This is a genomic window from Klebsiella sp. GW_Kp182, assembly GCF_040062275.1.
GTDB classification, from domain to species: Bacteria; Pseudomonadota; Gammaproteobacteria; order Enterobacterales; family Enterobacteriaceae; genus Klebsiella; species Klebsiella michiganensis.
Genome location: NZ_JBEAFQ010000042.1, coordinates 86,339 through 112,329 on the forward strand (window position 1 = coordinate 86,339; position 25,991 = coordinate 112,329).

Annotated in this window: 22 protein-coding genes; 12 read left to right on the top strand and 10 right to left on the bottom strand. The window is 59.3% G+C overall.

The features are described from left to right. Positions 1–50: 50 nt before the first annotated feature. From ABLU88_RS18430 to ABLU88_RS18440, 3 genes are all read left to right on the top strand, one after another. A complete protein-coding gene (locus ABLU88_RS18430) occupies positions 51–1,340 on the top strand; it encodes an HAAAP family serine/threonine permease (RefSeq protein WP_004124376.1) in 1,290 nt (429 codons plus the stop codon). A 50-nt stretch (positions 1,341–1,390) separates the two neighbouring features. After that, positions 1,391–2,758: an L-serine ammonia-lyase gene (locus ABLU88_RS18435; protein ID WP_025106426.1), complete on the top strand. Its 1,368-nt coding sequence runs from the start codon at positions 1,391–1,393 to the stop codon at positions 2,756–2,758. Positions 2,759–2,906: 148 nt separating this feature from the next. Further along, positions 2,907–3,848 carry an aliphatic sulfonate ABC transporter substrate-binding protein gene (locus ABLU88_RS18440; protein WP_014226608.1) on the top strand — a complete coding sequence of 314 codons (942 nt, stop codon included), beginning with the start codon at positions 2,907–2,909 and terminating at the stop codon, positions 3,846–3,848. Between the two features lie 152 nt (positions 3,849–4,000). Here ABLU88_RS18440 and ABLU88_RS18445 read toward each other — a convergent pair whose 3' ends face one another. From ABLU88_RS18445 to ssuD, 3 genes are all read right to left on the bottom strand, one after another. Further along, positions 4,001–5,407: an LLM class flavin-dependent oxidoreductase gene (locus tag ABLU88_RS18445; RefSeq protein ID WP_014226609.1), complete on the bottom strand. Its 1,407-nt coding sequence runs from the start codon at positions 5,405–5,407 to the stop codon at positions 4,001–4,003. 73 nt (positions 5,408–5,480) lie between these two features. Beyond that, entirely contained in the window at positions 5,481–6,878 is a 1,398-nt protein-coding gene (locus ABLU88_RS18450) for an FAD-dependent oxidoreductase (RefSeq protein WP_064358544.1), read from the bottom strand. A 41-nt stretch (positions 6,879–6,919) separates the two neighbouring features. Beyond that, a complete protein-coding gene (gene ssuD, locus ABLU88_RS18455) occupies positions 6,920–8,092 on the bottom strand; it encodes an FMNH2-dependent alkanesulfonate monooxygenase (RefSeq protein WP_014226611.1) in 1,173 nt (390 codons plus the stop codon). A gap of 270 nt (positions 8,093–8,362) precedes the next feature. Between ssuD and ABLU88_RS18460 the strand changes: the two genes are divergently transcribed. Both ABLU88_RS18460 and xni read left to right on the top strand, forming a co-directional pair. Further along, positions 8,363–10,306 (top strand): sigma-54-dependent Fis family transcriptional regulator, encoded by a 1,944-nt coding sequence (locus ABLU88_RS18460; protein ID WP_049079281.1) that lies wholly within the window; start codon positions 8,363–8,365, stop codon positions 10,304–10,306. 109 nt (positions 10,307–10,415) lie between these two features. Further along, the gene (xni, locus tag ABLU88_RS18465; protein WP_025108014.1) at positions 10,416–11,171 is read left to right on the top strand and encodes a flap endonuclease Xni; all 756 of its coding nucleotides are present in this window, start codon (positions 10,416–10,418) and stop codon (positions 11,169–11,171) included. A gap of 471 nt (positions 11,172–11,642) precedes the next feature. On the opposite strand, the gene fucA is transcribed toward xni, so the two are convergent. Next, positions 11,643–12,290, bottom strand: coding sequence for an L-fuculose-phosphate aldolase (gene fucA / locus ABLU88_RS18470; RefSeq protein ID WP_004853673.1), 648 nt, complete (start codon positions 12,288–12,290; stop codon positions 11,643–11,645). Positions 12,291–12,850: 560 nt separating this feature from the next. Here fucA and fucP point away from each other — a divergent pair. The 5 genes from fucP to fucR all read left to right on the top strand — a co-directional run bounded on the left by fucP (position 12,851) and on the right by fucR (position 18,681). Beyond that, positions 12,851–14,161 carry an L-fucose:H+ symporter permease gene (fucP, locus tag ABLU88_RS18475; protein WP_004853675.1) on the top strand — a complete coding sequence of 437 codons (1,311 nt, stop codon included), beginning with the start codon at positions 12,851–12,853 and terminating at the stop codon, positions 14,159–14,161. 31 nt (positions 14,162–14,192) lie between these two features. Next, the gene (gene fucI / locus ABLU88_RS18480; protein WP_348837521.1) at positions 14,193–15,968 is read left to right on the top strand and encodes an L-fucose isomerase; all 1,776 of its coding nucleotides are present in this window, start codon (positions 14,193–14,195) and stop codon (positions 15,966–15,968) included. A gap of 102 nt (positions 15,969–16,070) precedes the next feature. Next, positions 16,071–17,489 carry an L-fuculokinase gene (gene fucK / locus ABLU88_RS18485; protein WP_348837523.1) on the top strand — a complete coding sequence of 473 codons (1,419 nt, stop codon included), beginning with the start codon at positions 16,071–16,073 and terminating at the stop codon, positions 17,487–17,489. Position 17,490: 1 nt separating this feature from the next. Continuing rightward, on the top strand, positions 17,491–17,913 hold the full coding sequence (gene fucU, locus ABLU88_RS18490; protein ID WP_004853682.1) for an L-fucose mutarotase: 423 nt from the start codon (positions 17,491–17,493) through the stop codon (positions 17,911–17,913). 57 nt (positions 17,914–17,970) lie between these two features. Further along, positions 17,971–18,681, top strand: coding sequence for an L-fucose operon activator (gene fucR / locus ABLU88_RS18495; protein WP_025108018.1), 711 nt, complete (start codon positions 17,971–17,973; stop codon positions 18,679–18,681). Positions 18,682–18,741: 60 nt separating this feature from the next. Here the strand turns inward: fucR and rlmM are convergent, their stop codons facing one another. The 4 genes from rlmM to ABLU88_RS18515 form a co-directional block, all read right to left on the bottom strand. After that, entirely contained in the window at positions 18,742–19,842 is a 1,101-nt protein-coding gene (rlmM, locus tag ABLU88_RS18500; protein WP_014226619.1) for a 23S rRNA (cytidine(2498)-2'-O)-methyltransferase RlmM, read from the bottom strand. After that, entirely contained in the window at positions 19,835–20,230 is a 396-nt protein-coding gene (locus ABLU88_RS18505) for a DUF423 domain-containing protein (protein ID WP_004853688.1), read from the bottom strand. The genes rlmM and ABLU88_RS18505 overlap by 8 nt, the downstream gene beginning before the upstream one ends. Positions 20,231–20,249: 19 nt before the next feature. Beyond that, complete coding sequence (gcvA, locus tag ABLU88_RS18510; protein WP_004114967.1) at positions 20,250–21,167, bottom strand: glycine cleavage system transcriptional regulator GcvA; 918 nt, start codon at positions 21,165–21,167, stop codon at positions 20,250–20,252. A gap of 353 nt (positions 21,168–21,520) precedes the next feature. Continuing rightward, the gene (locus ABLU88_RS18515) at positions 21,521–21,745 is read right to left on the bottom strand and encodes a YgdI/YgdR family lipoprotein (protein WP_348837532.1); all 225 of its coding nucleotides are present in this window, start codon (positions 21,743–21,745) and stop codon (positions 21,521–21,523) included. Positions 21,746–21,943: 198 nt separating this feature from the next. Between ABLU88_RS18515 and csdA the strand changes: the two genes are divergently transcribed. Both csdA and csdE read left to right on the top strand, forming a co-directional pair. Continuing rightward, the gene (gene csdA, locus ABLU88_RS18520) at positions 21,944–23,149 is read left to right on the top strand and encodes a cysteine desulfurase CsdA (protein WP_109240821.1); all 1,206 of its coding nucleotides are present in this window, start codon (positions 21,944–21,946) and stop codon (positions 23,147–23,149) included. Continuing rightward, positions 23,149–23,586 (top strand): cysteine desulfurase sulfur acceptor subunit CsdE, encoded by a 438-nt coding sequence (gene csdE, locus ABLU88_RS18525; protein WP_032751059.1) that lies wholly within the window; start codon positions 23,149–23,151, stop codon positions 23,584–23,586. The genes csdA and csdE overlap by 1 nt, the downstream gene beginning before the upstream one ends. A gap of 122 nt (positions 23,587–23,708) precedes the next feature. Here csdE and tcdA read toward each other — a convergent pair whose 3' ends face one another. Then, complete coding sequence (tcdA, locus tag ABLU88_RS18530) at positions 23,709–24,518, bottom strand: tRNA cyclic N6-threonylcarbamoyladenosine(37) synthase TcdA (protein ID WP_009651598.1); 810 nt, start codon at positions 24,516–24,518, stop codon at positions 23,709–23,711. 114 nt (positions 24,519–24,632) lie between these two features. Beyond that, a complete protein-coding gene (mltA, locus tag ABLU88_RS18535) occupies positions 24,633–25,730 on the bottom strand; it encodes a murein transglycosylase A (protein WP_004124438.1) in 1,098 nt (365 codons plus the stop codon). Positions 25,731–25,991 lie beyond the last annotated feature (261 nt).

The window sequence follows — 25,991 nt, forward strand, 5'->3', positions numbered from 1 at the left end:
TTTGGTCTTTTTTATTCAATAGATTTTGTTGCTTCCTCCAGGAGATACAGATGGAAACCACTCAAACCAGCACCATCGTTTCGGATGCTACCCGTAGCGGTTGGCGTAAGACGGACACCATGTGGATGCTGGGCCTGTACGGCACGGCTATCGGCGCGGGCGTCCTGTTTCTACCGATCAACGCCGGCGTCGGCGGTATGATCCCGCTGATCATCATGGCGATTCTGGCCTTCCCGATGACCTTCTTCGCCCACCGCGGGATGACCCGTTTCGTGCTGTCCGGTAAGAATCCGGGCGAAGACATCACTGAAGTGGTCGAAGAGCATTTCGGCGTTGGCGCAGGTAAGCTGATTACCCTGCTCTACTTCTTCGCCATCTACCCGATTCTGCTGGTCTACAGCGTGGCGATCACCAACACCGTGGAAAGCTTTATGCTGCACCAGCTGCACATAACGCCGCCGCCTCGCGCCATTCTTTCCCTGATTCTGATTGTCGGCATGATGACCATCGTGCGCTTCGGCGAGCAGATGATTGTGAAAGCGATGAGCGTGCTGGTGTTCCCGTTCGTGGTCGCGCTGATGATTCTGGCCTTTTATCTGATCCCGCAGTGGAACGGCGCGGCGCTGGAAACCCTCTCCCTGAGCAGCGCGACCGCGACCGGCAACGGCCTGTGGATGACCCTGTGGCTGGCGATTCCGGTGATGGTGTTTTCTTTTAACCACTCGCCGATCATCTCCTCCTTCGCCGTCGCGAAACGCGAAGAGTACGGCCAGGGCGCAGAGAAAAAATGCTCCAGCATTCTGGCCCGCGCGCACATCATGATGGTGCTGACCGTCATGTTCTTCGTCTTCAGCTGCGTACTGAGCCTCTCCCCGGCGGATCTGGCGGCGGCGAAAGATCAGAACATCTCGATTCTGTCTTACCTGGCGAACCACTTTAACGCGCCGATCATCGCCTGGATGGCGCCGATCATTGCGATGATCGCCATCACTAAATCCTTCCTTGGCCACTACCTGGGCGCTCGCGAAGGCTTTAACGGCATGGTGATTAAATCCCTGCGCGGTAAAGGCAAGTCCATCGAAATCAATAAACTGAACAAAATCACCGCCCTGTTCATGCTGGTCACCACCTGGATTGTGGCGACGCTGAACCCCAGCATCCTCGGGATGATCGAAACCCTGGGCGGCCCGATTATCGCGATGATTCTGTTCCTGATGCCAATGTACGCGATTCAGAAAGTCCCGGCGATGCGTAAATACAGCGGCCACGTCAGCAACGTTTTCGTGGTGATTATGGGCCTGATTGCTATCTCCGCGATTTTCTACTCTTTGTTTAGTTAATATCCCCCGCGCCGCCTGACGGCGGCGCTCCCGACAGCACTGGATGCATCATGATCAGCGTATTCGATATTTTTAAAATCGGCATTGGCCCTTCCAGCTCCCACACCGTTGGACCGATGAAAGCGGGCAAACAATTCACGGACGATCTTATTGAGCACGGGCTGCTTTCCGAGGTAACCAAAGTCGTCGTCGATGTCTACGGCTCCCTTTCCCTGACGGGAAAAGGCCACCATACCGATATCGCGATTATTATGGGCCTGGCGGGCAACCTGCCGGATACCGTCGACATCGACGCGATTCCCGGCTTTATCCAGGACGTCAACACCCATGGCCGCCTGATGCTGGCAAACGGCCAGCAGGAAGTGGCGTTCCCGGTCGATCAGTGCATGAATTTCCACGCCGACAACCTGTCGCGGCATGAAAACGGCATGCGTATTACCGCCCTCGGCGGCGAGAAGGTTCTCTACAGCCAGACGTATTACTCCATCGGCGGCGGGTTTATCGTCGATGAAGACCATTTCGGCGTGACCCGCGAGGCGCCGGTCGCCGTACCTTATCCGTATAAAAACGCCGCCGATCTGCAGCGCCACTGCCGCGAAAGCGGGCTATCGCTCTCCGGGCTGATGATGCAAAACGAGCTGGCGCTGCACAGTAAAGAAGCGCTGGAGCAGCATTTTGCCGCGGTCTGGGAAGTGATGAGCAGCGGAATTGAGCGCGGCATCACCACCGAGGGGGTTCTGCCGGGCAAGCTGCGGGTGCCGCGTCGCGCCGCCGCGCTGCGCCGGATGCTGGTAAGCCAGGACAACACCAACAGCGACCCGATGGCGGTCGTTGACTGGATTAACATGTTCGCCCTGGCGGTTAACGAAGAGAACGCCGCCGGCGGACGCGTCGTGACCGCGCCGACCAACGGCGCCTGCGGTATCGTACCTGCGGTGCTGGCCTACTACGACAAGTTCATCCGCAAAGTGAACGCCAACTCGCTGGCGCGCTATATGCTGGTCACCAGCGCCATTGGCTCGCTCTATAAGATGAACGCCTCGATTTCCGGCGCCGAAGTGGGCTGCCAGGGTGAAGTCGGCGTAGCCTGTTCAATGGCGGCGGCCGGTCTGGCTGAACTGCTTGGCGGCAGTCCGGGTCAGGTATGCATCGCGGCGGAAATTGGTATGGAGCACAACCTCGGTCTCACCTGCGATCCGGTTGCCGGCCAGGTGCAGGTGCCGTGCATCGAGCGTAACGCTATCGCAGCGGTCAAGGCGGTCAACGCCGCGCGTATGGCCCTGCGCCGCACCAGCGAGCCGCGGGTGTGCCTCGATAAAGTCATCGAGACCATGTACGAAACGGGCAAAGATATGAACGCCAAATATCGTGAAACCTCGCGCGGCGGCCTGGCAATGAAGATTGTCGCCTGCGATTAACGCCCCCCTCCCGGTATGCTGCGGCATGCCGGGCTTCCTTTCCCTGCCCTCCTCCTTCATTTATGTTATATAAATGATAATTTAGTTATTTATTAGTTATAAAGACGATTTGTTACCTTACGGAAAAACCGCTCAAGGAGAACAAATCATGCTCAGATTATCCCGCCCGGCGCTGCTGCTACTGCTGGCAGGCTTATCCGCTTCCGCGCTGGCGAAAGCGCCGGAGACCGTGAATATCGGTTATCAGAAAGCCAATATCTTCGCGCTGCTTAAATATCGCGGCACCCTCGATGAAAGCTTCAAAAAGCAGGGTATCGCCGTACGCTGGATTGAATTTCCCGCCGGGCCGCAGATGCTGGAAGGGCTGAACGTCGGCAGCATCGACCTCGCCGCCACCGGCGATGCGCCGCCGGCCTTTGCCCAGGCGGCGCAGGCGGATCTGGTCTATTTAGCCCACTCCCCGGCGAACCCAAAAACCGAGGCCATCGTGGTGGCGGAAAACTCGGCAATTAAGAGCGTGGCCGATCTTAAGGGCAAGCGCGTGGGGCTCAATAAAGGCTCCGACGTAAACTACCTGCTGGTGACCGCGCTGGAGAAAGCCGGGCTGAGCTATAAAGATATCACGCCGGTCTATCTGCCGCCTGCTGACGCCCGCGCCGCCTTCCAGCGCGGCGCTATTGACGCCTGGGTTATCTGGGATCCGTTCCTCGCCGAAGTGGAAACGAACGCCAAAGCGCGACAGATTGGCAATGCCGAAGGGCTGGTGCCGCACTACACTTTCTACCTGGCCAGCCGCAAATTTGCCGACACCTATCCGGATACCGCAAAGCAGGTGGTGGATGAGCTGGGTAAACTGAGCGAATGGGCCAACAGTCATCAGGACGATGCCGCCGGGATCCTCTCCACCTCAACCGGGCTGGATAAGGCTATCTGGCTGAAGACGCTGGCGCGTCTGCCTTATGGTGCCGAACGTATGACGCCTGCGGTCTATAACGAACAGCAGGCGCTGGCGGATACCTTCACCCGTATCGGCCTGCTGCCGGTGAAAGTCGATGTTCGCAGCGCGACCTGGTCGCTGGATAAGCAGTAAGCCTTCCCTTCCCGGGTCGCGGCGCAGGCGCCTTACCCGGGCTACCGGCCCGCAGACGACGGTGGATCCGTAGCCCGAGCGCCGCCTCCGGGAAAAACCTCCCGCCCCACAGTTCAGCCCCTCACCCTTCGGGGAGAGGGGGACCGGCAAAATTAACTCACCTTCTCTTCACTTCCGACCGCGACCTGCGCGCCGTAGCGATAGCCTGCGCCCGGATGCGGCGCAGCCAGCCGCGGGCCGGCGCCAAACAGCTTCTCGCGCAGGGTTCCCTCGCGATACTCCTGCTTAAACACGCCGCGCTTTTGCAGCTCCGGAACCAGCAAATCCACCACGTCGCGGAAGGTTTCGTGGGTCACCGCATAGGCGAGGTTAAACCCATCGACGTCGGTCTCTTCGACCCAGGACTGCAGCTCATCGGCGACCGTCTGCGGGCTGCCGACCACCAGCGGCCCGAAGCCGCCGATCCCCGCCCAGTCCGCCAGCTTCTGCACGGTCCACTGGCTGTTCGGATCGGCGGTGGAAAACGCCTCTACCATCGACTGAATCGCGTTGGTATGCAGATACTCCAGCACCTGATCCGGCTGATACTGACCAAGGTCGATGCCGGTCCAGCCGGAGAGCAGAGCCAGCGCCCCTTCGTAGCTGACGTACGGTTTATACTCCTGCCATTTAGCCTGAGCTTCACGGTCGGTTTCGCCGACGATGACCGTCTGCATATTGAAGATCAGGATGCTGCGCGGATCGCGCCCGGCCTCCTCGGCGCGACGGCGAATATCCGCCACCGTCTTTTTCAGCAGCACTTTCGACGGCGCGCCGACAAATACGCACTCCGCGTGGCCGGCGGCGAACTGCTTGCCGCGGCTGGAGGCGCCCGCCTGATAGAGTACCGGCGTACGCTGCGGCGACGGCTCGCAGAGGTGGATCCCCGGCACCGAGAAGAAGTTCCCCTGATGGTTAATCGGGTGAATTTTTCGTGGATCGCTGAAGATCTTACGTTCCCTGTCGCGCAGCACCGCGCCATCCTCCCAGCTCCCCTCCAGCAGCTTATAGACCACCTCCAGATATTCATCGGCATAGTCGTAGCGGGCGTCGTGGTCGGTCTGCGCTTTCTGGCCAATATTACGCGCCCCGCTCTCAAGATAGGAGGTCACGATATTCCAGCCCACTCGCCCCTTGGTCAGATGGTCGAGGGTTGAAAGACGGCGGGCGAACGGATAGGGATGCTCAAAAGAGAGCGAAGCGGTCAGGCCGAATCCCAGATGCTCCGTCACCAGCGCCATCGGCGTAATCAGCGCCAGCGGATCGTTGACCGGCACCTGCGCCGCCTGGCGGATCGCCGCATCGCCGTTGCCGTTCAGCACGTCATAGACTCCCAGCACATCAGCGATAAATAGCCCGTCAAACTTGCCCCGCTCCAGCAGACGCGCCAGGTCGACCCAATACTCGAGGTCTTTATACTGCCAGGAGCGGTCGCGCGGATGGGCCCACAGCCCCGGCGACTGATGGCCGACGCAGTTCATATCAAAAGCGTTCAGACGAATTTCACGTTGTGATGACATAGCACTCTCCACGGCGCGCCCCGCTGTCGGGACGCGCGCATAATCATTAAAGGAATCAGGGGATAAAAGGCGTTCAGAACGCCGGACATCGGGCGGATTGTTTGACGCCCAGGGTCCGCAGCGCTTCGTCGGCCACGGCGGCGGCATGGTCGGCCACCTGCGGCAGCCCCATTAATTCTCCGAAATACGCCCGCGCGGCGGGTCCGGAAACCAGCAGATTGGGCGTAATCCGCCCTTCCCGGCCAATCGCCCGCGAGCGGCGATCGACGTCCAGGCCAAGGCCGAACGCATCGGCGCGAATCAGCCCACGCTGGCTCAGCTGACGCAGCAGCGGCTGGCTGTCGGTCAACCCGCCGTGCGCCGGGCCGGTGGTTAAAATAAAGTGGTCAGCGCTCACCCGCAGCGTTTCACCGCGCCGGGGAGCCAGGGTTAGCGCCAGCTTTTGCGCGTCGCCTTCCAGCGCCGTCAGCCTGGCCGCCAGCACCCGCAGGCTGCCGTCGCGCTGGCGCTGCTCAAGGACCCCGGCGACCTGCGGAGCGATACGGTAGCGGTGAACGTCCCAGTAGCTGCGCAAATGACGCAGGAAGCGCTTGCGATCGGCCACCGTCAGCCCCTGCCAGATGCTCTGCCCCTGATTACGCACCGCGTCCAGCACCACCTGCCAGGCCTGTCCCTGCTCCGCCGCGCGCTCGATATCCAGACGGATTTGCCGCAGCCGCTGGCGCAGCGTTCCGCGATCGTATTCGCCAGGCCAGGGTTCACTACTGCCGCTGAGATTGCTGCGGGACAGCAGCCCGCGGCGTGAAAATGCCGCGATCGGCCCCCGATGGCCCAGACGCGTCAGGGTCGCGACGGTGTCCGCCATCGTCAGGCCGGTGCCCATGACCGCGACGCTCGCTTCCGGGGCGATAGTTGCCAGCACGCCCGCTCGCCAGGGGTTAGCGATGAGCGCCGGATGCGTTGCGAACGGCGTCGCCAGCGACGGCAGCGACGGCGGCGGATGGCTGATGGCCAGCACCAGCAGATCGGCCTGCAGCCGACGCCCGCCGTCGGTGACAACTTCACCATGATTAACGCTCAGCGCCTGCTCGCGCAGATGCGTCAGCCGCCCGCCGCTGGCGCGCGCCTCCTCGGCGAAACGCTGGGCGACATAGCGGCCAAACTGACCGCGCTGCGGATAGACCGCGCCGTCTGCCAGCAGGGCATGCGGGTCATCCGCAAAGGCGGGCTGGCTGCGGTACCAGCGATCGAACGCGCCCTCCTCTTCACCGGCAAGCTGCATCCGCGCGGCAGGAACGTTAATCCGATGGCTCGGTTCGGTCGTGGAGTAGGCCACGCCCGCGCCGGGCACCTCGCGCGGCTCCAGCAGCGTGACCCGCACGCCAACCGGCGCCAGGCGCAGGAGATGAATCGCCACCGCCGCACCGCTAAATCCGCCGCCGACAATCACCACGTGCGGTTCAGTTTGCATAGCCCACCGCCTTCACAACTCGGTGTAACATACGCGCCTCCTCAGCTTGCGCTGACCTGTTTCACCGGACGCTTATCGCCGCCGATGGTTTCGCCAAACGGGCCGGTATTGACGCTACGCGCCTTCGGCTGATCGTGGCCTGCCAGCGGCAATAGCGGCATGACCAGGTCAGCGAAACGATGGGCTTCTTCCAGATGCGGGTAGCCGGAGAAGATAAAGTTGGTGATACCGAGCGCCTGATATTCACGAATGCGTTCTGCCACCTGCTGCGGATTGCCGACCAGCGCCGTCCCGGCCCCGCCGCGCACCAGCCCCACGCCCGCCCACAGGTTCGGCGCAATACGCAGATTGTCGCGCGATCCTTTATGCAGCGAACTCATTCGCGCCTGGCCGGTGGAGTCCATACGGGCAAAAATTTTCTGCGCCTGGGCGATAGTTTCGTCATCAAGGTGTGAAATCAGCCGATCGGCGGCGGCCCACGCCTCCTCTTCGGTTTCGCGAACAATCACATGCAGACGAATCCCGTACTGCAACGTGCGGCCCCGCGCGGCGGCGCGCTCGCGCACTATCGCCAGCTTTTCGGCCACCAGCGCCGGCGGCTCCCCCCAGGTCAGGTAGGTATCGATTTGATCGGCGGCGACGTCGATGGCTTCCTCAGAGGAGCCGCCAAAAAACAGCGGCGGGCCGTTTTCCTGTACCGGCGGAAACAGCACTTCCGCGCCTTCCACGTGGATATGCTCGCCGTGATAATCCACCTTTTCACCTTTCAGCAGGCGCGAGTAGACGTCGAGAAATTCGCGGGTGACCTGATAGCGTTCGCCGTGGCTGAGGAAAATACCGTCGCCTTTGTTCTCCACCGGATCGCCGCCGGTCACCACGTTAATCAGCAGCCGACCGCCCGACAGGCGGTCGAGCGTCGTCGCCATCCTCGCCGCCAGCGTCGGCGGCTGCAGGCCCGGACGAACGGCCACCAGATAGCGCAGGCGGCGGGTCAGCGGCGCCAGCGCCGAGGCCACCAGCCAGGAGTCTTCGCAGCTTTTCCCCGTTGGGATCAGCACGCCGTAGTAGCCGAGGCTGTCGGCCGCCAGCGCCACCTGCTGCAGGTAAGGCAAATCAACCGGGCGTCCGCCCTCCGAGGTGCCCAGGTAGCGGCCATCGCCGTGGGTGGGCAGAAACCAGAATACGTTGATTTTATCGTCGGTTTTTTGCGTCATTATCCATTTCCTATATAACCATATCCGATATTTATCGAAGAGTTGTTTTAATTTGGTTATATGAGTGTTAGCGATAATCGTGCCAATGGTGAATAAAAAATTAACAGTATAAATTCATTGAGTTACAAAAAACCGAACCTTACGCCGCTGTTGCAAATGCCGCAGCCAATGCGTCCGGACTGCGGCATTTGCAACAGACCGGCGAGTTAGCCCTCTGGTTTCCGTCCCCGGCACAGGATAACTTCAGGACATCAAATACCGGAGGTCACCATGCTGAATCCTGAATTTCCATCCTCTACGCCCGCGCTGATCGACCCGGCGTCAAAAGCGTTTCAGAGCCTGCTGGATAAACTGGCCCCCACCGAGGCGACTGTGCTGATTGTCGGCGAAACCGGCACCGGTAAGGAGGTCGTCGCCCGCTACCTGCATCACCATAGCCCGCGCCGCCACCGGCCGTTTCTGGCCGTCAACTGCGGCGCGCTCAGCGAAAGCCTGGCGGAAGCGGAGCTGTTCGGCCATGAAAAAGGGGCGTTTACCGGCGCGGTACAAGGCCATCCCGGCTGGTTCGAGGCGGCGGAGGGCGGCACCCTGCTGCTCGATGAAATCGGCGAGCTTAGCCTGCCGCTTCAGGTCAAACTGCTGCGCGTTCTGCAGGAGCGCGAAATCACCCGCGTAGGCTCGCGCAAGGCCATTAAGGTGGACGTGCGGGTGATCGCCGCCACCCACGTGGACCTGATGCAGGCCATCCGCGAGCGTCGTTTCCGCGAAGACCTCTACTATCGCCTGAATATCGCCCTCGTCCCGCTGCCGCCGCTGCGCCAGCGTCGCCAGGATATTCCCGTACTGGCGGACCATTTTCTCTCGCTCTACGCCCGCCGCCTGGGCCGCCCGGCTCGTCGTCTGGCCCCGGAGACGCTGGCAAGGCTGATGGAGTACCCCTGGCCGGGCAATATTCGCGAGCTGGAAAACACCCTGCATAACGCGGTATTGCTGAGTAAAGAAGAGGAGATCGGCCCCGCCCAGCTGCGGCTGACGACGCTGAACAATGAGCCCTCGGCGGCGGGCGATAATGAGCTCGACGATTTTATTCGTCGTCAGCTTTCCCTGCCGGGCGAGCCGCTGTGGGAGAGGGTCACCGGGGCGTTAATACGCGGCGCGATGGCCCACAGTGACGATAATCAAAGCCAGGCCGCGGCGCTGCTCGGTATTAGCCGCCACACGCTGCGCACGCAGCTGGCCAATTTTGGCATCATTAAAAGCCGCCGCCGTCAGGAGCCTCTCTTCGGCGCGGCGGTCAACAGCGTCTCTCGCGACCGGGAATTGCGCATCGGCTTCCAGCGCTTCGGCAATCTTGGCATCCTGAAAGCGCGGCAAAGTCTCGAGCAAGCCTTTGCCAGCCGCGGCGTCAGCGTGCTGTGGAGCGAATTCCCCGCCGGGCCGCAGCTGCTGCACGCCCTCGCCTGCGATGAGATCGATTTTGGCACCACCGGCGAAGCGCCGCCGGTTTTCGCTCAGGCGAGTAACGGCGAGCTGGTCTACGTCGCCTGGGAACCGCCCGCTCCGCAAAGCGTGGCGATGGTCGTCCCGCAGCACAGCGACATTCGCACCATTGCCGACCTGCGCGGCAAGCGTATCGCACTGAATAAGGGCTCTAACGTGCACTGGCTGCTGCTGCATATCCTGGAAGAGGCCGGGCTGGCATTAAACGACGTCAAAGTGGTCTATATTCCGCCGAAATATCCGCTGACCGCCAGCGATTACCTGGCGGTGGACGCCTGGATGATGTGGGATCCGCTGCTCAGCGACGCGGAATATAGCGGCGAATTACGGGTTGTTGCCAGCGGCGAGGGGCGCGTCAATAACCACCAGTTCTACCTGTCGCGCCGCGACTACGCCAGCCGCAATAGCGATATCATGCAGCGCCTGTTAGCCGAGCTGGCGCAGACTGGCCAGTTTATTGACCAGCACCGGGAGCAAGCCGCCGGACTGCTCTCCGCCGAGCTGGGGCTTAACGCCGCCTCTCTGACGCGCGCCTTATCGCGCCGCAGCCATCGTCCGCGGCCGATGGATCTCAACGTGATTCGCGCCCAACAAAGTATCGCCGATCGCTTTTACGCCCTGGGGCTTATCCACAAACCGGTTTCGGTGCGCGAGGCGGTCTGGTACGGCGAAGCCACCAATAGCGATCTCGGCCTGCTGATGCACGTTGATTAGCCGGAAACTGCGAGTCATCTTCCTGATTTCCCTGGCGCCAATAGCCTCATCCGCGCGGCGATGTTACCCTGAAAGGCACTGCAATAAGAGCCTATTTATGAGGATATCCGTGGCCGTTCATCTGTTAATCGTCGACGCACTTAATCTGATTCGCCGCATCCACGCGGTGCAGGGGTCACCCTGCGTCGACACCTGCCTGCATGCGCTTGAACAGCTGGTGGTCCATAGCCAGCCAACCCACGTGGTGGCGGTATTTGATGATGAAGACCGCGGCCACGGCTGGCGACATCAGCGTCTGCCCGATTATAAAGCCGGGCGCGCGCCGATGCCGGAGACCCTCGAAGCGGAAATGCCGGCGCTGCGGGCGGCGTTTGAGCAGCGCGGGTTTCGCTGCTGGGCGCTCAGCGGCAGCGAAGCCGACGATCTTGCCGCGACCCTGGCGGTCAAAGTGGCGCAGGCCGGCCATCAGGCAACCATCGTTTCAACCGACAAAGGCTACTGCCAGCTGCTGTCGCCAACGATCCGCATCCGCGACTATTTTCAGAAGCGCTGGCTTGATGCGCCGTTTATCGCCAAAGAGTTTGGCGTGACGCCGGAACAGCTGCCTGACTACTGGGGGCTGGCGGGCATCAGCAGCTCAAAGGTTCCCGGAGTGGCGGGCATTGGGCCGAAAAGCGCCGCCCAGCTGTTAACCGATTTTCAGGATCTGGAAGGGATCTACGCGCGGCTGGCGGACGTGCCGGAGAAGTGGCGCAAGAAGCTGGAAGAACAGAAAGAGATGGCCTTCACCTGCCGGGACATCGCGCGCCTGCAAACCGATTTACAGCTGGACGGCAACCTGCAGCAGCTGCGGCTGTCCCGGTAGCGCCGGGCTGCGGTGCGCGCGGCTTCCCGGAGGCGATGCTGCGCATCTGTCCGGGCTACCGGCCCGCAGACGGTGAGCGCATTCCCCGGGTCGCGGCTTATGCCTTACCCGGGCTACCGCAGACGGCTGAATACCTGTAGCCCGGGCAAGGCGCATCAAGCGCCGCCCCCGGGAGCAGAGCGCAGCGTGGCACCATTTCCCCGGAGGCGATGCTGCGCATCTGTACGGGCTACCGGACCGCAGACGGTGAGCGCATTCCCCGGGTCGCGGCTTACGCCTTACCCGGGCTACCGCAGACGACGGTGAGCCCGTAGCCCGGGCAAGGCGCGTCAAGCGCCGCCCCCGGGAGCAAAGCACAGAGGGACAGCCCGTAGTCCGGCTAAGCGCAGCGCAAGCCGGGGAATAACAGCGCCGGGGTATCAGCCCAGCACATCTCCCGGAAGCAGCCGGCAGAAGCCTTCGCTTACGGCATCACTCTTCGATACGCAATCCGTAGGTTTTGAATTTCTCCAGCACGATAGCAATGGCCTCGTCGCCAAGAACCGGCACCGGATCGGTGATGGCCAGAGTGCTGAGATAAAGCTGCGCCAGCACCTCAACTTCATGCGCCAGCCACAGGGCCTTCTCCAGATTCTCTTCACAAGCGATCAGGCCATGGTGCTGCAGCAGCGTCGCTTTGCGGTTTTTCAGCGCCACGGCCACATGCTCAGACAGCTCGCGGGTACCAAACGTGGCGTAGGGCGCACAGGGGATAGAGTTGCCGCCCGCCGCCGCAATCATATAGTGAATGGCGGGAATGGGACGATTGAGGATCGACACCGCCGTAGAGTGAACCGCATGATTATGTACCACCGCGTGAGCATCAGGCCGCGTCTGATAAGCCGCCATATGAAAACGCCACTCGCTGGACGGCAGTTTGCCCTGTTCATGCTGACCTTCGGCATCGATATACACAATGTGCGCTTCCGTCAGCTTTTCGTAAGGAATACCCGTTGGCGTGATCAGCATCCCCCCTTGATAACGCACGCTCACGTTACCGGCGGTTCCCTGATTTAACCCCAGGCGGGTCATTTCCAGGCAGGTATCAATAATCTGCCGGGCCAGTCTATTTCGTTCCATTCTTTACCTCTCTTTATGATGCGCAATGCGACAACAGACGGCTCGCCGGAGATGACGCTCCGACGCTGTTGAATAGCTCAAATAATTACTCACCATCATCATCCCGAATAAGCAGAAAGGAATTTACATCCGCCGGTTCTGTGATTCCTCTCACTTATTTCAGTATAAAAACAACCGTTCATTGATTTTTGCTTTCTGAAAAATGCCCGTTCTTACTAATAGATTTAAAAACGGGCATTTTACTGATAGTTTTAACAACTGCCCGTTTTCCACATAATAAAATAAATCGGTCATCGACCCTGTGGGTTTTACAATTAACTTTCTCAAACGGTCATGATTTTCTGATTATTAAAGTGATGATAATCACATAAAACCACCGAGTGGATACGAAGTGTGACCGCTATCATATTAAAAGGCTTTTTTAATTTGAAAATGAATTCATGAGTTCACTCCGTGATGTTTATTTCACTGTTGATGTCGTCACAAGAGCTCGCCTGATTTTTGCGGTCTGGTGGGCATAAGCCGGCTGCAGAACACGCTTCTGAACCAATGAGGATGCTATGGGAAACACAACAATACAAACGCAGAGTTTTCGTGCGGTAGAGACAGGGCAAAGCAAGCGCTACATTATTCCCTTCGCCCTACTGTGCTCGCTGTTTTTTCTTTGGGCGGTCGCAAATAATCTCAACGATATTTTATTACCACAATTTCAACAAGCCTTTACCTTAACCAACTTCCAGGCTGGACTGATTCAATCCGCCTTTTATTTCGGCTATTTTGTCATTCCCATTCCGGCCGGAATTTTGATGAAAAAGTTAAGTTATAAAGCCGGCATTATTACCGGACTGTTCTTATATGCTTTTGGCGCCGCGCTATTCTGGCCCGCCGCTGAGGTTATGAATTACACCTTATTCCTGATTGGCCTGTTTATTATTGCTGCAGGCTTAGGGTGTTTAGAAACCGCGGCAAACCCGTTTGTTACCGTCTTAGGACCAGAAAGCGGCGGTCACTTCCGGCTTAATCTTGCCCAAACGTTTAACTCGTTTGGCGCCATTATTGCGGTGGTTTTTGGGCAAAGTCTCATTTTGTCTAATGTGCCGCATCAATCGCAGGATGTGCTCGATAAAATGGCTCCGGAGCAGCTTAGCGCCTATAAACACAGCCTGGTGCTCTCGGTGCAAACCCCGTATATGATCATCGTCGCGGTTGTCTTACTGGTCGCTCTGTTGATTATGTTGACCAAATTTCCGGCCCTGCAGAGCGACGACCATAGTGACGCCAACCAGAGTTCCTTCTCCGCTTCCCTTGCTCGCCTGGTCCGCGTTCGCCACTGGCGCTGGGCGGTGCTGGCGCAGTTCTGCTACGTCGGCGCGCAAACCGCCTGCTGGAGCTATCTGATTCGCTACGCTATCGAAGAGATCCCCGGCATGACGCCCGGTTTCGCCGCCAACTATCTGACCGGCACGATGGTGTGCTTCTTTATCGGCCGCTTCTCCGGTACCTGGCTCATCAGCCGCTTCGCGCCGCATAAAGTGCTGGCAGCCTATGCCCTGCTCTCGATGATCCTGTGCCTGATTTCCGCTTTCACCGGCGGCCACGTGGGTCTGCTGGCCCTGACGCTGTGCAGCGCCTTTATGTCGATTCAGTATCCGACCATCTTCTCGCTGGGCATCAAAAACCTGGGCCAGGACACCAAATACGGCTCCTCTTTTATCGTCATGACCATTATTGGCGGCGGGATTGTCACCCCGGTGATGGGCTTTGTCAGCGACGCCGCCGGCAACATCCCCACCGCGGAGCTGGTCCCGGCGCTGTGCTTTGCCGTCATCTTCATCTTTGCCCGTTTCCGTTCGCAAACGGCAGCTAACTAAACATTTATCCGAATAACGTGAGGAATCTGGAATGAAAAAAATCAGCTTACCGAAAATTGGCATCCGCCCGGTGATTGATGGGCGCCGCATGGGGGTGCGTGAGTCGCTGGAAGAGCAAACCATGAATATGGCGAAAGCCACCGCCGCGCTGATCGTGGAAAAACTGCGTCACGCCTGCGGCGCGCAGATTGAGTGCGTCATCGCCGACAGCTGCATTGCGGGCATGGCGGAATCCGCCGCCTGCGAGGAGAAATTCAGCAGCCAGAACGTCGGCGTCACCATTACCGTGACTCCGTGCTGGTGCTACGGCAGCGAAACTATCGATATGGACCCGCTGCGGCCAAAAGCCATCTGGGGCTTTAACGGCACCGAACGCCCCGGCGCGGTTTACCTGGCGGCAGCGCTGGCAGCCCACAGTCAGAAGGGTATTCCGGCGTTCTCCATTTATGGTCACGACGTGCAGGACGCCGACGACACCTCCATTCCGCCGGATGTCGAAGAAAAACTGCTGCGCTTTGCCCGCGCCGGCTTAGCGGTGGCCAGCATGAAGGGCAAAAGCTATCTTTCCGTTGGCGGCGTGTCAATGGGGATCGCCGGTTCTATCGTCGATCACAACTTCTTCGAGTCCTGGCTCGGTATGAAAGTGCAGGCGGTGGACATGACCGAGCTGCGCCGCCGCATCGACCAGAAAATCTATGATGAAAGCGAGCTGGAAATGGCGCTGGCGTGGGCGGATAAAAACTTCCGCTACGGCGAAGACCAGAACGCGCAGCAGTATAAGCGCAACGCCAAACAGAGCCGCGCGGTGCTGAAAGAGAGCCTGCTGATGGCGATGTGCATCCGCGACATGATGCAGGGCAACAAGAAGCTGGCGGAAAAAGGGCTGGTCGAAGAGTCGCTGGGCTACAACGCCATCGCTGCGGGCTTCCAGGGCCAGCGCCACTGGACCGATCAATACCCTAACGGCGATACCGCCGAAGCGCTGCTCAATAGCTCGTTCGACTGGAACGGCGTACGCGAACCCTTCGTCGTCGCCACGGAAAACGACAGCCTCAACGGCGTGGCGATGCTGATGGGCCACCAGCTGACCGGCACCGCCCAGGTGTTTGCCGACGTGCGCACCTACTGGTCGCCGGACGCGGTTAAACGCGTCACCGGCCAACCGCTCACCGGACTGGCGGAACACGGCATTATCCACTTGATCAACTCCGGTTCAGCGGCGCTGGACGGCGCCTGCAAACAGCGCGATGCGGAAGGCAAGCCAACCATGAAGCCGCACTGGGAAATCAGCCAGCAGGAGGCCGACGCCTGCCTCGCGGCCACCGAATGGTGCCCGGCGATTCATGAATATTTCCGCGGTGGCGGCTTCTCCTCCCGCTTCCTGACCGAAGGCGGCGTGCCGTTCACCATGACCCGCGTAAATATCATCAAAGGCCTCGGCCCGGTACTGCAGATTGCCGAAGGCTGGAGCGTAGAGCTACCGAAAGCGATGCATGACCAGCTGGATGCCCGCACCAACTCCACCTGGCCCACCACCTGGTTTGCGCCGCGCCTGACCGGTAAAGGCCCGTTCTCCGACGTCTACTCGGTGATGGCGAACTGGGGCGCTAACCACGGCGTGCTGACCATCGGCCACGTTGGCGCCGACTTTATCACCCTGGCGTCGATGCTGCGGATCCCGGTGTGCATGCATAACGTAGAAGAGGCGAAAATCTACCGCCCCTCCAGCTGGTCTGCGCACGGGATGGATAGCGAAGGCCAGGATTACCGCGCCTGCCAGAACTACGGCCCGCTGTATAAACGTTAAAAATGCCTGATGGCGCTGCGCTTATCCGGCCTACGGATGATACCGTCCCGTAGGCCGGATAAGGCGTTTACGCCGCCATCCGGCAACGTCTCGGGAGAGATTATGAAGAATGAAGTCATCCTGGTCCTCGACTGCGGCGCCACTAACGTACGGGCGATTGCCGTTGACCGCCAGGGGAACATTATCGCCCGCGCCGCAACGGCCAACGCCAGCGATATCGCCGTGGAGAACAGCGCCTGGCACCAGTGGTCGCTGGAGGCGATCCTGCAACGCTTCGCCGAATGCTGTCGGCAAATTGCCGACCCGCTCTCATCCTGCACGGTTCGCGGCATCACGGTCACCACCTTCGGCGTCGACGGCGCGCTGGTGGATGAACAGGGCAAGCTGCTCTATCCGGTCATCAGCTGGAAATGTTCGCGTACCGCGTCGGTGATGGACAATATCGGCCGCTTTATGCCCGCGCAGCAGCTCCAGCAGATCTCCGGCGTCGGCGCATTTGGTTTCAACACCCTGTATAAGCTGATATGGCTGAAAGAGAACCACCCGCAGCTGCTGGAGCAGGCTCATGCCTGGCTGTTCATCTCCTCGCTTCTCAACCAGCGTCTGACCGGGGAATTCACGACCGATATCACTATGGCGGGCACCAGCCAGATGCTGGATATCCACCAGCGGGATTTCAGCGCGCAGATTCTGCAGGCCACGGGATTGCCGCGCCGCCTGTTTCCCCGGCTCGTTGAAGCGGGCCAGCAGATTGGCACGCTGCGGAGCGATGCCGCGAAGATGCTGGGTTTAGCCGTCGGCATTCCGGTTATCTCCGCCGGGCACGACACCCAGTTCGCGCTGTTTGGCGCGGGCGCGGAGCAGGATGAACCGGTGCTGTCGTCCGGCACCTGGGAAATTCTGATGGTGCGCAGCGCCCAGGTAGACACGTCGCTGCTCAGCCACTATGCGGGCTCCACCTGCGAGCTGGATTGTCAGCCGGGACGCTATAACCCCGGCATGCAGTGGCTGGCCTCCGGCGTGCTGGAATGGATACGCCAGCTGCTGTGGACGCCTGAAACGCCGTGGCAAACGTTGATTGAAGAGGCCCGGGCCCTCCCCCGCGGCGCTCAGAAGGTGAAGATGCAGTGCGACCTGCTATCCAGCCCAACCGCAGGCTGGCAGGGCATAACGCTGAATACCACCCGCGGTCATTTCTACCTCGCCGCGCTGGAAGGATTAGCCGAACAGCTGGCGCACAATCTGCAAACGCTGCAGCAAATCGGCCACTTCAAAGCCCGCGAGCTGCTGCTGGTCGGCGGCGGCAGCCGCAACGCGCTGTGGAATCAGATCAAAGCCAACAGGCTGGAGATCCCCATTAAAGTACTCGATGACGCCGAAACCACCGTCGCCGGCGCCGCCATGTTTGGCTGGTATGGCGTCGGTGAATTCAGCAGCCCGGAGCAGGCCAGAGCGCAGGTGAGCTACCGGTATCGTTACTTTTACCCGCAAACCGAACCCGAACTGATTGAGGGAGTATGAGATGCTAAAAACGATTTCCCCGTTGATTTCCCCGGACCTCCTCAAAGTGCTGGCGGAAATGGGGCATGGCGATGAGATTATTTTTTCCGATGCCCACTTCCCGGCCCACAGCATGGGGCCACAGGTCATTCGCGCCGACGGCCTGCGGGTGAGCGACCTGCTGCAGGCGATTATTCCGCTGTTTGAGTTAGACAGCTACGCTCCGCCGCTGGTGATGATGGCCGCCGTGGAAGGCGACGCCCTCGACCCTCAGGTAGAAACGCGCTATCGCGAGGCGCTTTCCGGCCCCGCGCCCTGCCCGGAGATCGCCCGCATCGACCGCTTTGCTTTCTACGAGCGGGCGCAAAAAGCCTTTGCGATCGTTATCACAGGTGAGCGAGCTAAGTACGGGAATATTCTTTTAAAAAAAGGAGTAACGCCGTAATCTCATGCCGGAGCGCCCGTCTGATGCGGGCGCTCAGCGAACGCCAGGGTGAGAAAAATGAAAGCGGCACGACAGCAAGCGATACTAGACCTGCTCATTAACCATAACAGCCTGACCACCGAAGCCTTATCGCTACAGCTTAACGTCAGCAGAGAAACCATTCGCCGCGATCTCAGCGAGCTCCAGTCCCAGGGGAAAGTGCTGCGTAACCACGGTCGGGCAAAAGTCATTCACCGGCAAAGCCGTGACAGCGGCGACCCTTTTCATATCCGTCTGAAAAGCCACTACGCGCACAAAGCGGACATCGCCCGCGAGGCGCTTGCGTGGATAGAAGAGGGGATGGTTATCGCCCTTGATGCCAGTTCCACCTGCTGGTATCTGGCCCGCCAGCTGCCGGATATCAACCTTCACGTCTTTACCAACAGCCAGCCGATTTGCCAGGAGCTCAGCAAGCGAGAGAACATTCAGCTTACCTGCTCCGGGGGTACGCTCCAGCGAAAATACGGCTGCTACGTCAGCGCGTCGCTTATCTCACAACTCAAAGCGCTGGAGATCGACCTGTTCATTTTTTCCTGCGAGGGCATCGACAGCGACGGCGCGCTCTGGGACTCAAATACGGTGAACGCCGAGTTCAAATCGCTGCTGCTTAAGCGAGCGTCGCAATCGTTATTGTTGATTGATAAGAGCAAATTTAATCGTTCAGGGGAGGCGCGGATCGGCCATCTGGATGATGTGACGCATATCGTTTCGGACGTGTCGCAGTCGTAACGGCTATGGCAGCGCCGGATAGCGGCTTAACACCCTATCCGGCCTACAAAAGCGGCTAAACTAGCGTTCGTCGCGGCGACCGCCGACGGCAGCCCACAGGCGGCGAACGTGCACCGTCACCTCTTCGCGATCGTGATATAGCTGGCGCGCCTGGATTTGCGCGTTGATGCCGTGCTCGTCCAGCTGTTCCTGAATATAGGCCAGGTTGCGCGACAGCTCTTCGTAGCGTTTTTTCATCGGCAGCTTCAGGTTAAAGATGGTTTCCCGGCACCAGCCGTTCACCAGCCACTGGGCCATCAGCGCCGCCACTTTCGCCGGTTTCTCCACCATATCGCACACCATCCACGAAATGTTGTTGCGCGTCGGGCGATACTTGAAGCCATCTTCACGCAGCCAAGTCACCTGGCCGGTATCCATCAGGCTTTGCGCCATCGGACCGTTATCCACCGAAGAGACCCACATGTTGCGTTTCACCAGCTGATAGGTCCAGCCGCCGGGACAGGCGCCGAGGTCCACCGCGTACATACCGTTCGCCAGACGCTCGTCCCACTCATCCGCCGGAATAAAGACGTGAAACGCCTCTTCCAGCTTAAGGGTCGAACGGCTCGGCGCATCGGACGGGAACTTGAGGCGCGGAATGCCCATATAGAACGGCGAGTTGTTGTTAGACAACGAGTAACCGGTGTAGCAGCAGCCGGGGGCGATAAAGAACACGTGGACCACCGGCCGCTTTGGCGTTTCATAGTTGGTCAGCACGCCCGCTTCGCGCAGCGCCGCGCGCAGCGGTACCGTAAACTTGCGGCAGAACTTCATCAGCTCTTTGCTTTCGTTGGTATCGGCAACCTCTACGCGCAGTTCGCCGCCCTTCTCCACCACGCCCTGCAGCATACCGACGATCGGGGAAATCCGGTCTTCCGGCGGCAGGTCGCGCAGCAGTTCGCCAACCACAAACATCTGGCGGGCAAACACCAGCGAGCTGAACGGCAGTTCGCGCACCAGCTTTTCGCCATCTTCGGCCTGGTAGCACTCAAAAATCACATAGCCGGAGTCGTCTTTGACCCGGGCAAAACCAAACACCTCAAGGCGCGAGGCCTTATCGGTAATTTCTGCTGCGCACTCTTTCTCAAACCCAGGGCGACAATAGAGGACAACTTTATTCATGAACAACGCCCTTACGTTTCAGACGAATTGCACCAATTAACATTAATATCCAACCGGCGAGGAAGCAGACGCCCCCAACCGGCGTAACGAACGCCCACAGGCGTAAATGCGAGAGCGCCAGACAGTAGAGGCTGCCGCTAAAAAGAACGGTACCGAGCGCCATAAAGACGCTGCTCCAGTAAAACCAGATGCTGATGCGGCGCTGCATCGCCACCGCCAGGCCAAAAATAGCCAGCGTATGGAATGCCTGATACTGCAGGCCGGTGTGGATCCAGCCCATTTCCGCAACGCCCATGGTTTTACTCAAAACGTGCGCGCCAAAAGCGCCCAAAGCCACAAAGATAAAACCGCTTATCGCGGCGAAAATCAGCATAAAACGGCTGGTCATGTGTTTACCCTACGATGATTTATTGTTCATAACGAAAGCGAAATTTTTCTTGTTCATTAGCCGCTTTTGCCAGAATCCACTGGCGGAAGGCGGCTATTTTACCCAGTTCTGCCTGACTGTCATGACAAACGAGATAAAACGCATTCTTACTGACCAGAACATCATTAAACGGGCAGACCAAACGGCCCGCCTCAATCTCGGACTGCGCCATTACATTGTTGGCCAGCGCGACCCCCTGTCCATGGATTGCCGCCTGCAGCACCATTGCGCTGTGGCTAAATATAGGTCCCTGTTGAACATTAATATGGTTTAGACCTAACTGGCGGGTATAAGTTTGCCAGTCGCGGCGGGAAGCATCGTGCAACAGGGTATGTTGCGCCAGATCGGCAGGCGTTTTCAACGCTTTATCGCCGGTGAGCAACAGCGGTGAGCACACCGGGAGCAGATATTCGGCGTACAGCTTTTCCACCCGCAGCCCCGGCCAGTTGCCGCGGCCGTAAAAAATCGCCACGTCGACATCGTCGGCCAGCTTATCCTCCTGACGGTCCACGGCCTGGATCCTGACGTCGATTCCCGGATAAGCTGAGTTAAAGCTTGTGAGCCTTGGCACCAGCCACTGAATGGCAAAACTGGGGAGCATACTGACGGTTAAGGCCCCTTTTGCGCTTCGGGCCTGAAGCTTGCGGGTCGCTTCGGTGAGCTGCGAGAAAATCTCTTTGATATCCTGAAAATAGCTCTGCCCCTCCTCCGTCAAAAGAAGAGAACGATTGCGTCGACGGAACAGCTTGAGGCCGAGGAAATCCTCCAGGGACTTGATTTGGTGGCTGACTGCGGCCTGCGTCACAAAAAGCTCATCGGCGGCGCGAGTGAAGCTAAGATGGCGGGCGGCTGCATCAAAAACACGTAATGCATTCAGAGGTGGCAAACGCTTGGACATAGTTATTCTGGCTTAGATGTTAAGGCAATTTAACAAACAGGAAACAATAGTTAACCTATTAGTTTTTTTTATCTGAGCTATTATAATTTGTCCGTTGAGCTTCTACCAGCAAATACCTATAGTGGCGGCACTTCCTGAGCCGGAACGAAGAGCTTTTTTTGGAATGCGTGTTCCAACAAGCTTTTGGCTTACGGTTGTGATGTTGTGTTGTTGTGTTTGCAATTGGTCCGGGTTTGCGGACCATGGTAGCTCAGCTACCCCTTTTCACTTCCTGTACATTTACCCTGTCTGTCCATAGTGATTTAATGTAGCACCGCACTGCGCGGTGCTTTTTTTTGCCTGCTATACCGAAATCACTTATCCAGCTCGCCCAGCTGTTTTACGTCAGAACGGTTAATCTGCTGCTTGTTACCCCAGGCATCTTTGTACGAAATCATGCCAGTATCATTATCCGTTTGCGGTTTGCCGTCGGTCACGATGGTGCGCCCATCGTTGGTATGCATCATGTAGTTGGAGGAGCAGGCGCTCAGGCCAAAGGTCAGCACACAGGCAGAAATAATTGCGGCAGTCTTATTCATTTTCATCTTTCTCTCCTTTCGACTATTTATACTGTTTATGATTCGTTCTGTACCAGGTTAAAACGCAAACCCAACACTATTCAGCATAACTATCTTTTACCCACCCGAAGTCATATTCAGAAAATTCCAGTCGTTAGCAGAAACCTTGTATCACCCGCCGATTTGCGCGACGATCCTGATATCGATACGAGGAATCTCATGAACGCATTCAACCCCGTCCAATTTCGCGCCCAGTTCCCGGCGCTGGCCGACGCCGGCGTCTATCTTGATAGCGCCGCGACAACCCTCAAACCGCTGGCGGTCATTGAGGCCAGCGACCAGTTCTATCGCCTTAGCGCCGGTAACGTCCACCGCAGCCAGTTCGCCACCGCCCGTCAGCTAACCGAACGCTATGAAAACGCGCGCGAACGGGTGGCAACGCTGCTCAACGCCCCTTCCGGCCAGGATATCGTCTGGACGCGCGGCACCACCGAAGCCATTAATATGGTGGCGCAGAGCTACGTGCGCCCGCGCCTGAAACCCGGCGATGAGATTATCGTCAGCGAAGCAGAGCATCACGCCAACCTGGTGCCGTGGTTAATGGTTGCCGGGCAAACCGGCGCGCGGGTGGTGAAGCTGCCGCTGGCGGGCAACCGCCTGCCGGACGTGGCGGCGCTTGGCGCGCTTATCACGCCGCGCAGCCGGGTGCTGGCGATTGGCCAGATGTCCAACGTCACCGGCGGCTGTCCGGATCTGGCGCTGGCAATACGCCAGGCCCGCGCTGCCGGGATGGTGGTGATGGTCGACGGCGCGCAGGGGGCGGTGCATTTCCCGGCGGACGTCCGGGCGCTGGATATCGACTTTTATGCTTTTTCAGGCCATAAGCTCTACGGGCCGACCGGCATCGGCGCGCTGTATGGCAAAAGCGAACGGCTGGCGGAGATGTCGCCGTGGCTCGGCGGCGGAAAAATGATTACCGAAGTCACCTTCGATGGCTTCAAAACCCAGCCCGCCCCCTGGCGCTTCGAGGCGGGAACGCCCAATATCGCCGGGGTGATCGGCCTGAGCGCGGCGCTGGAGTGGCTGGAGGAGACGGACATCGCGCAGGCGGAAAACTGGAGCCGCGGCCTGGCGACGCTGGCGGAAGACGAGCTGGCGAAACGTCCGGGCTTCCGCTCCTTCCGCTGCCAGGACGCCAGCCTGCTGGCGTTTGATTTTGACGGCGTTCACCATAGCGATATGGTGACGCTGCTGGCGGAGTCGGGGATCGCGCTGCGCGCCGGTCAGCACTGCGCCCAGCCGCTGCTGGCGGCGCTTGGCGTCAGCGGCACGCTACGGGCCTCCTTCGCGCCTTATAACACGCAAGACGATGTCTACGCGCTGGTGCACGCCGTGGACCGCGCTCTGGAAATACTGGTGGATTAATGACGACTTCTCACCCTTTTGGTACCCGCATCACCGAGGCATCTCTACGGCAGACCTTTACCCCGCTCAGCCAGTGGGAAGATAAATACCGCCAGCTGATTTTACTGGGTAAGCAGCTTCCCGCGCTGCCGGACGACCTGAAAGCGCGAGCCAAAGAGATTGCCGGTTGTGAAAACCGCGTCTGGCTGGGGCACGTCGTTGACGCCGAGGGCAAGCTGCATTTCTTCGGCGATAGCGAAGGCCGCATCGTGCGCGGCATGCTGGCGGTGCTGTTGACCGCCATAGAAGGCAAAAGCGCCGCTGAGCTGCTGGCGCAGGATCCGCTGGCGCTATTTGATGCGCTGGGGCTGCGCGGCCAGCTGAGCGCCTCGCGCAGTCAGGGGCTCAGCGCCCTGAACGAAGCGGTGCTCGCCGCCGCCCGCGAGGTTGAGGTTTAAGCTTATCCCGGGGGCGGCGCTTGACGCGCCTTGCCCGGGCTACGGGTTCATGCGGTTTTGTCGCCCGGACAGGTGCGCAGTTTTGTAGCCCGGGTAAGGCGCCTGCGCCGCGACCCGGGAATTTACGCCGTCTGCCGCTCCGCCTTCGCCAGCATTTTCTTCAGCGCGTGGGAGACGGCGACAAAACCAAAGGTCGCGGTCACCATCGTCGCGGCGCCAAAGCCGGATGCGCAGTCCATTCGCTTCGGCCCCTCAGCGGTGCTTTTCATCGCACAAACGCTGCCGTCCGCCTGCGGATAAACCAGCGCTTCGGTGGAAAACACGCAATCCACGCCGAGCTTACCTTTGCTGTTCTTCACCACCCCAAACTGGCTCTTCAAACGCTCACGCAGCTTTGCCGCCAGCGGATCCTGGATGGTTTTCGCCAGATCGGCGACCTGAATTTGCGTCGGATCGATTTGCCCGCCCGCGCCGCCGGTGGTCACCAGCGGAACCTTATGGCGACGACAGTAAGCGATTAGCGCCGCTTTCGGGCGCACGCTGTCGATGGCGTCAATCACGTAGCTAAAGCCAACGCCAAGATACTCGGCGACGTTTTCCGGGGTGACAAAATCGTCCACCACCGTGACCCGGCACTCGGGGTTGATCAGGCGAATACGTTCCGCCATCACCTCGGCTTTAGCCAGGCCAACGTTGCCGCCAAGGGCGTGGATCTGGCGATTGGTGTTGGTCACGCAGACATCATCCATATCGATCAGGGTAATCGCGCCAATTCCGGTTCTCGCCAGCGCTTCCGCCGCCCATGAGCCTACGCCGCCGATGCCGACCACGCAGACGTGCGCGTCGGCAAAACATTGCAGCGCCTTTTCACCATATAAACGCGCCGTGCCGCCAAAACGCTGGCGCCAGGCATCGCTGATTACAACAGACATAAAACCTCAGAATTAGTGGACATTCCCGGGTCGCGGCGCAAGCGCCTTACCCGGGTGACAAAATCAGCCGTAGCCCCGGTAAGCGCAGCGCGACCGGGGAAAAGAACCGGCGTACTAGCCGCTAAAGACGTTGCCCGCGCCCGGGGCGTTTTTCAGCACCCATACGCGGCCGTAGTGGTTATACCAGCCGGCACGATGCCCGGCATCCGGGCCAATGCCCTGGTAAATATCGAAGTGCTGGCCTTTAATCGCCCCGCCAACATCGAGAGCCACCATTAAACGCAGCTCGTACTGGCCGTTAAACTTGCCGTTATTATCCAGCAGCGGCACCTCCGCCAGCAGCGTGGTGCCGGCAGGAACAATGGAACGGTCGGAAGCCACCGATGCCCGGCCGATCAGCGGCACCGCGCTGGCGCCTTTCACCGGCGCAAAAGACTGCGGTTTAAAGAAGACGAACGACGGGTTCTGCTCCAGCAGCTCGCGGACTTCCGCCTCGCTGTGTTTTTCGCCCCATTCGCGGATCGCCTGCATCGACATATCTTCGCGCTTCACTTCGCCGCGGTCGATCAGCACTTTACCGATGCTGTAGTACGGCCAGCCGTTTTTCCCGGCATAGCTGAAGAAGTTCAGCGGCGAGCCGTCGCCAAAGTCAATGTAGCCGCTGCCCTGCACGTCCATGATGAAGTTATCCATCAGCGAGTTGCTGTAGGCCAGAATGTAGTTGTCGCTCAGAGCCCCGGCGTAGATGCTGGCGCGGGACGGCAGCTTGCCGCGCTTCGGCGGCATCCGGTAAATCGGGTACTGGAACTCGCCCTGGCGAGTATGGCGCGCCTGCACCACCGGCGTGTAGTAGCCGGTAAACTGGACGTTACCGTAGTTATCCGTCCCCTGCATCTGCCAGGCGTCGATACCAAACTGGCTCAGCGTGCGGGTGTCGCCGCCGGAACGCAGCCACTCCTGAATCGCATTGTAGACGTTGCTCTGGCTGGTGTAGAGGCGCGGAGAGGCGCTACGAATCTGTCTCACCTGCTCGGAGAAATCGCCGGCGTTGATCGGCGAGCCGACCGCATCAGGCTGGTTAACCAGTGAAAACGGCTGGGTGAGTTTACCTTCATTATACTGCTGACCGCGATCGGTCGGTTTTGAGGAACAGGCGGCCAGCATTGCCAGCATCGCGCCTGTTACTGCGTATTTTGCCCAACGTCCTTTCATGGTATCTCTTCTTTATGCTGCTAAGCCCGGGTGCGTGATGAAGATAACAAACCCCCAGGGCTAATGAAATGCGCTTAGGCACCGCAAAGGCAGTTTTGCGCAAAAAATAGGCTGGAAGTGATTCTATATGCACCATTTTTTACAAAATTGATGATTTCTGCCAAAAAGGGTTGCATCAAAACGTTAGCGGAGTATAGTGCGCTTCCACGGACGCGGGGTGGAGCAGCCTGGTAGCTCGTCGGGCTCATAACCCGAAGGTCG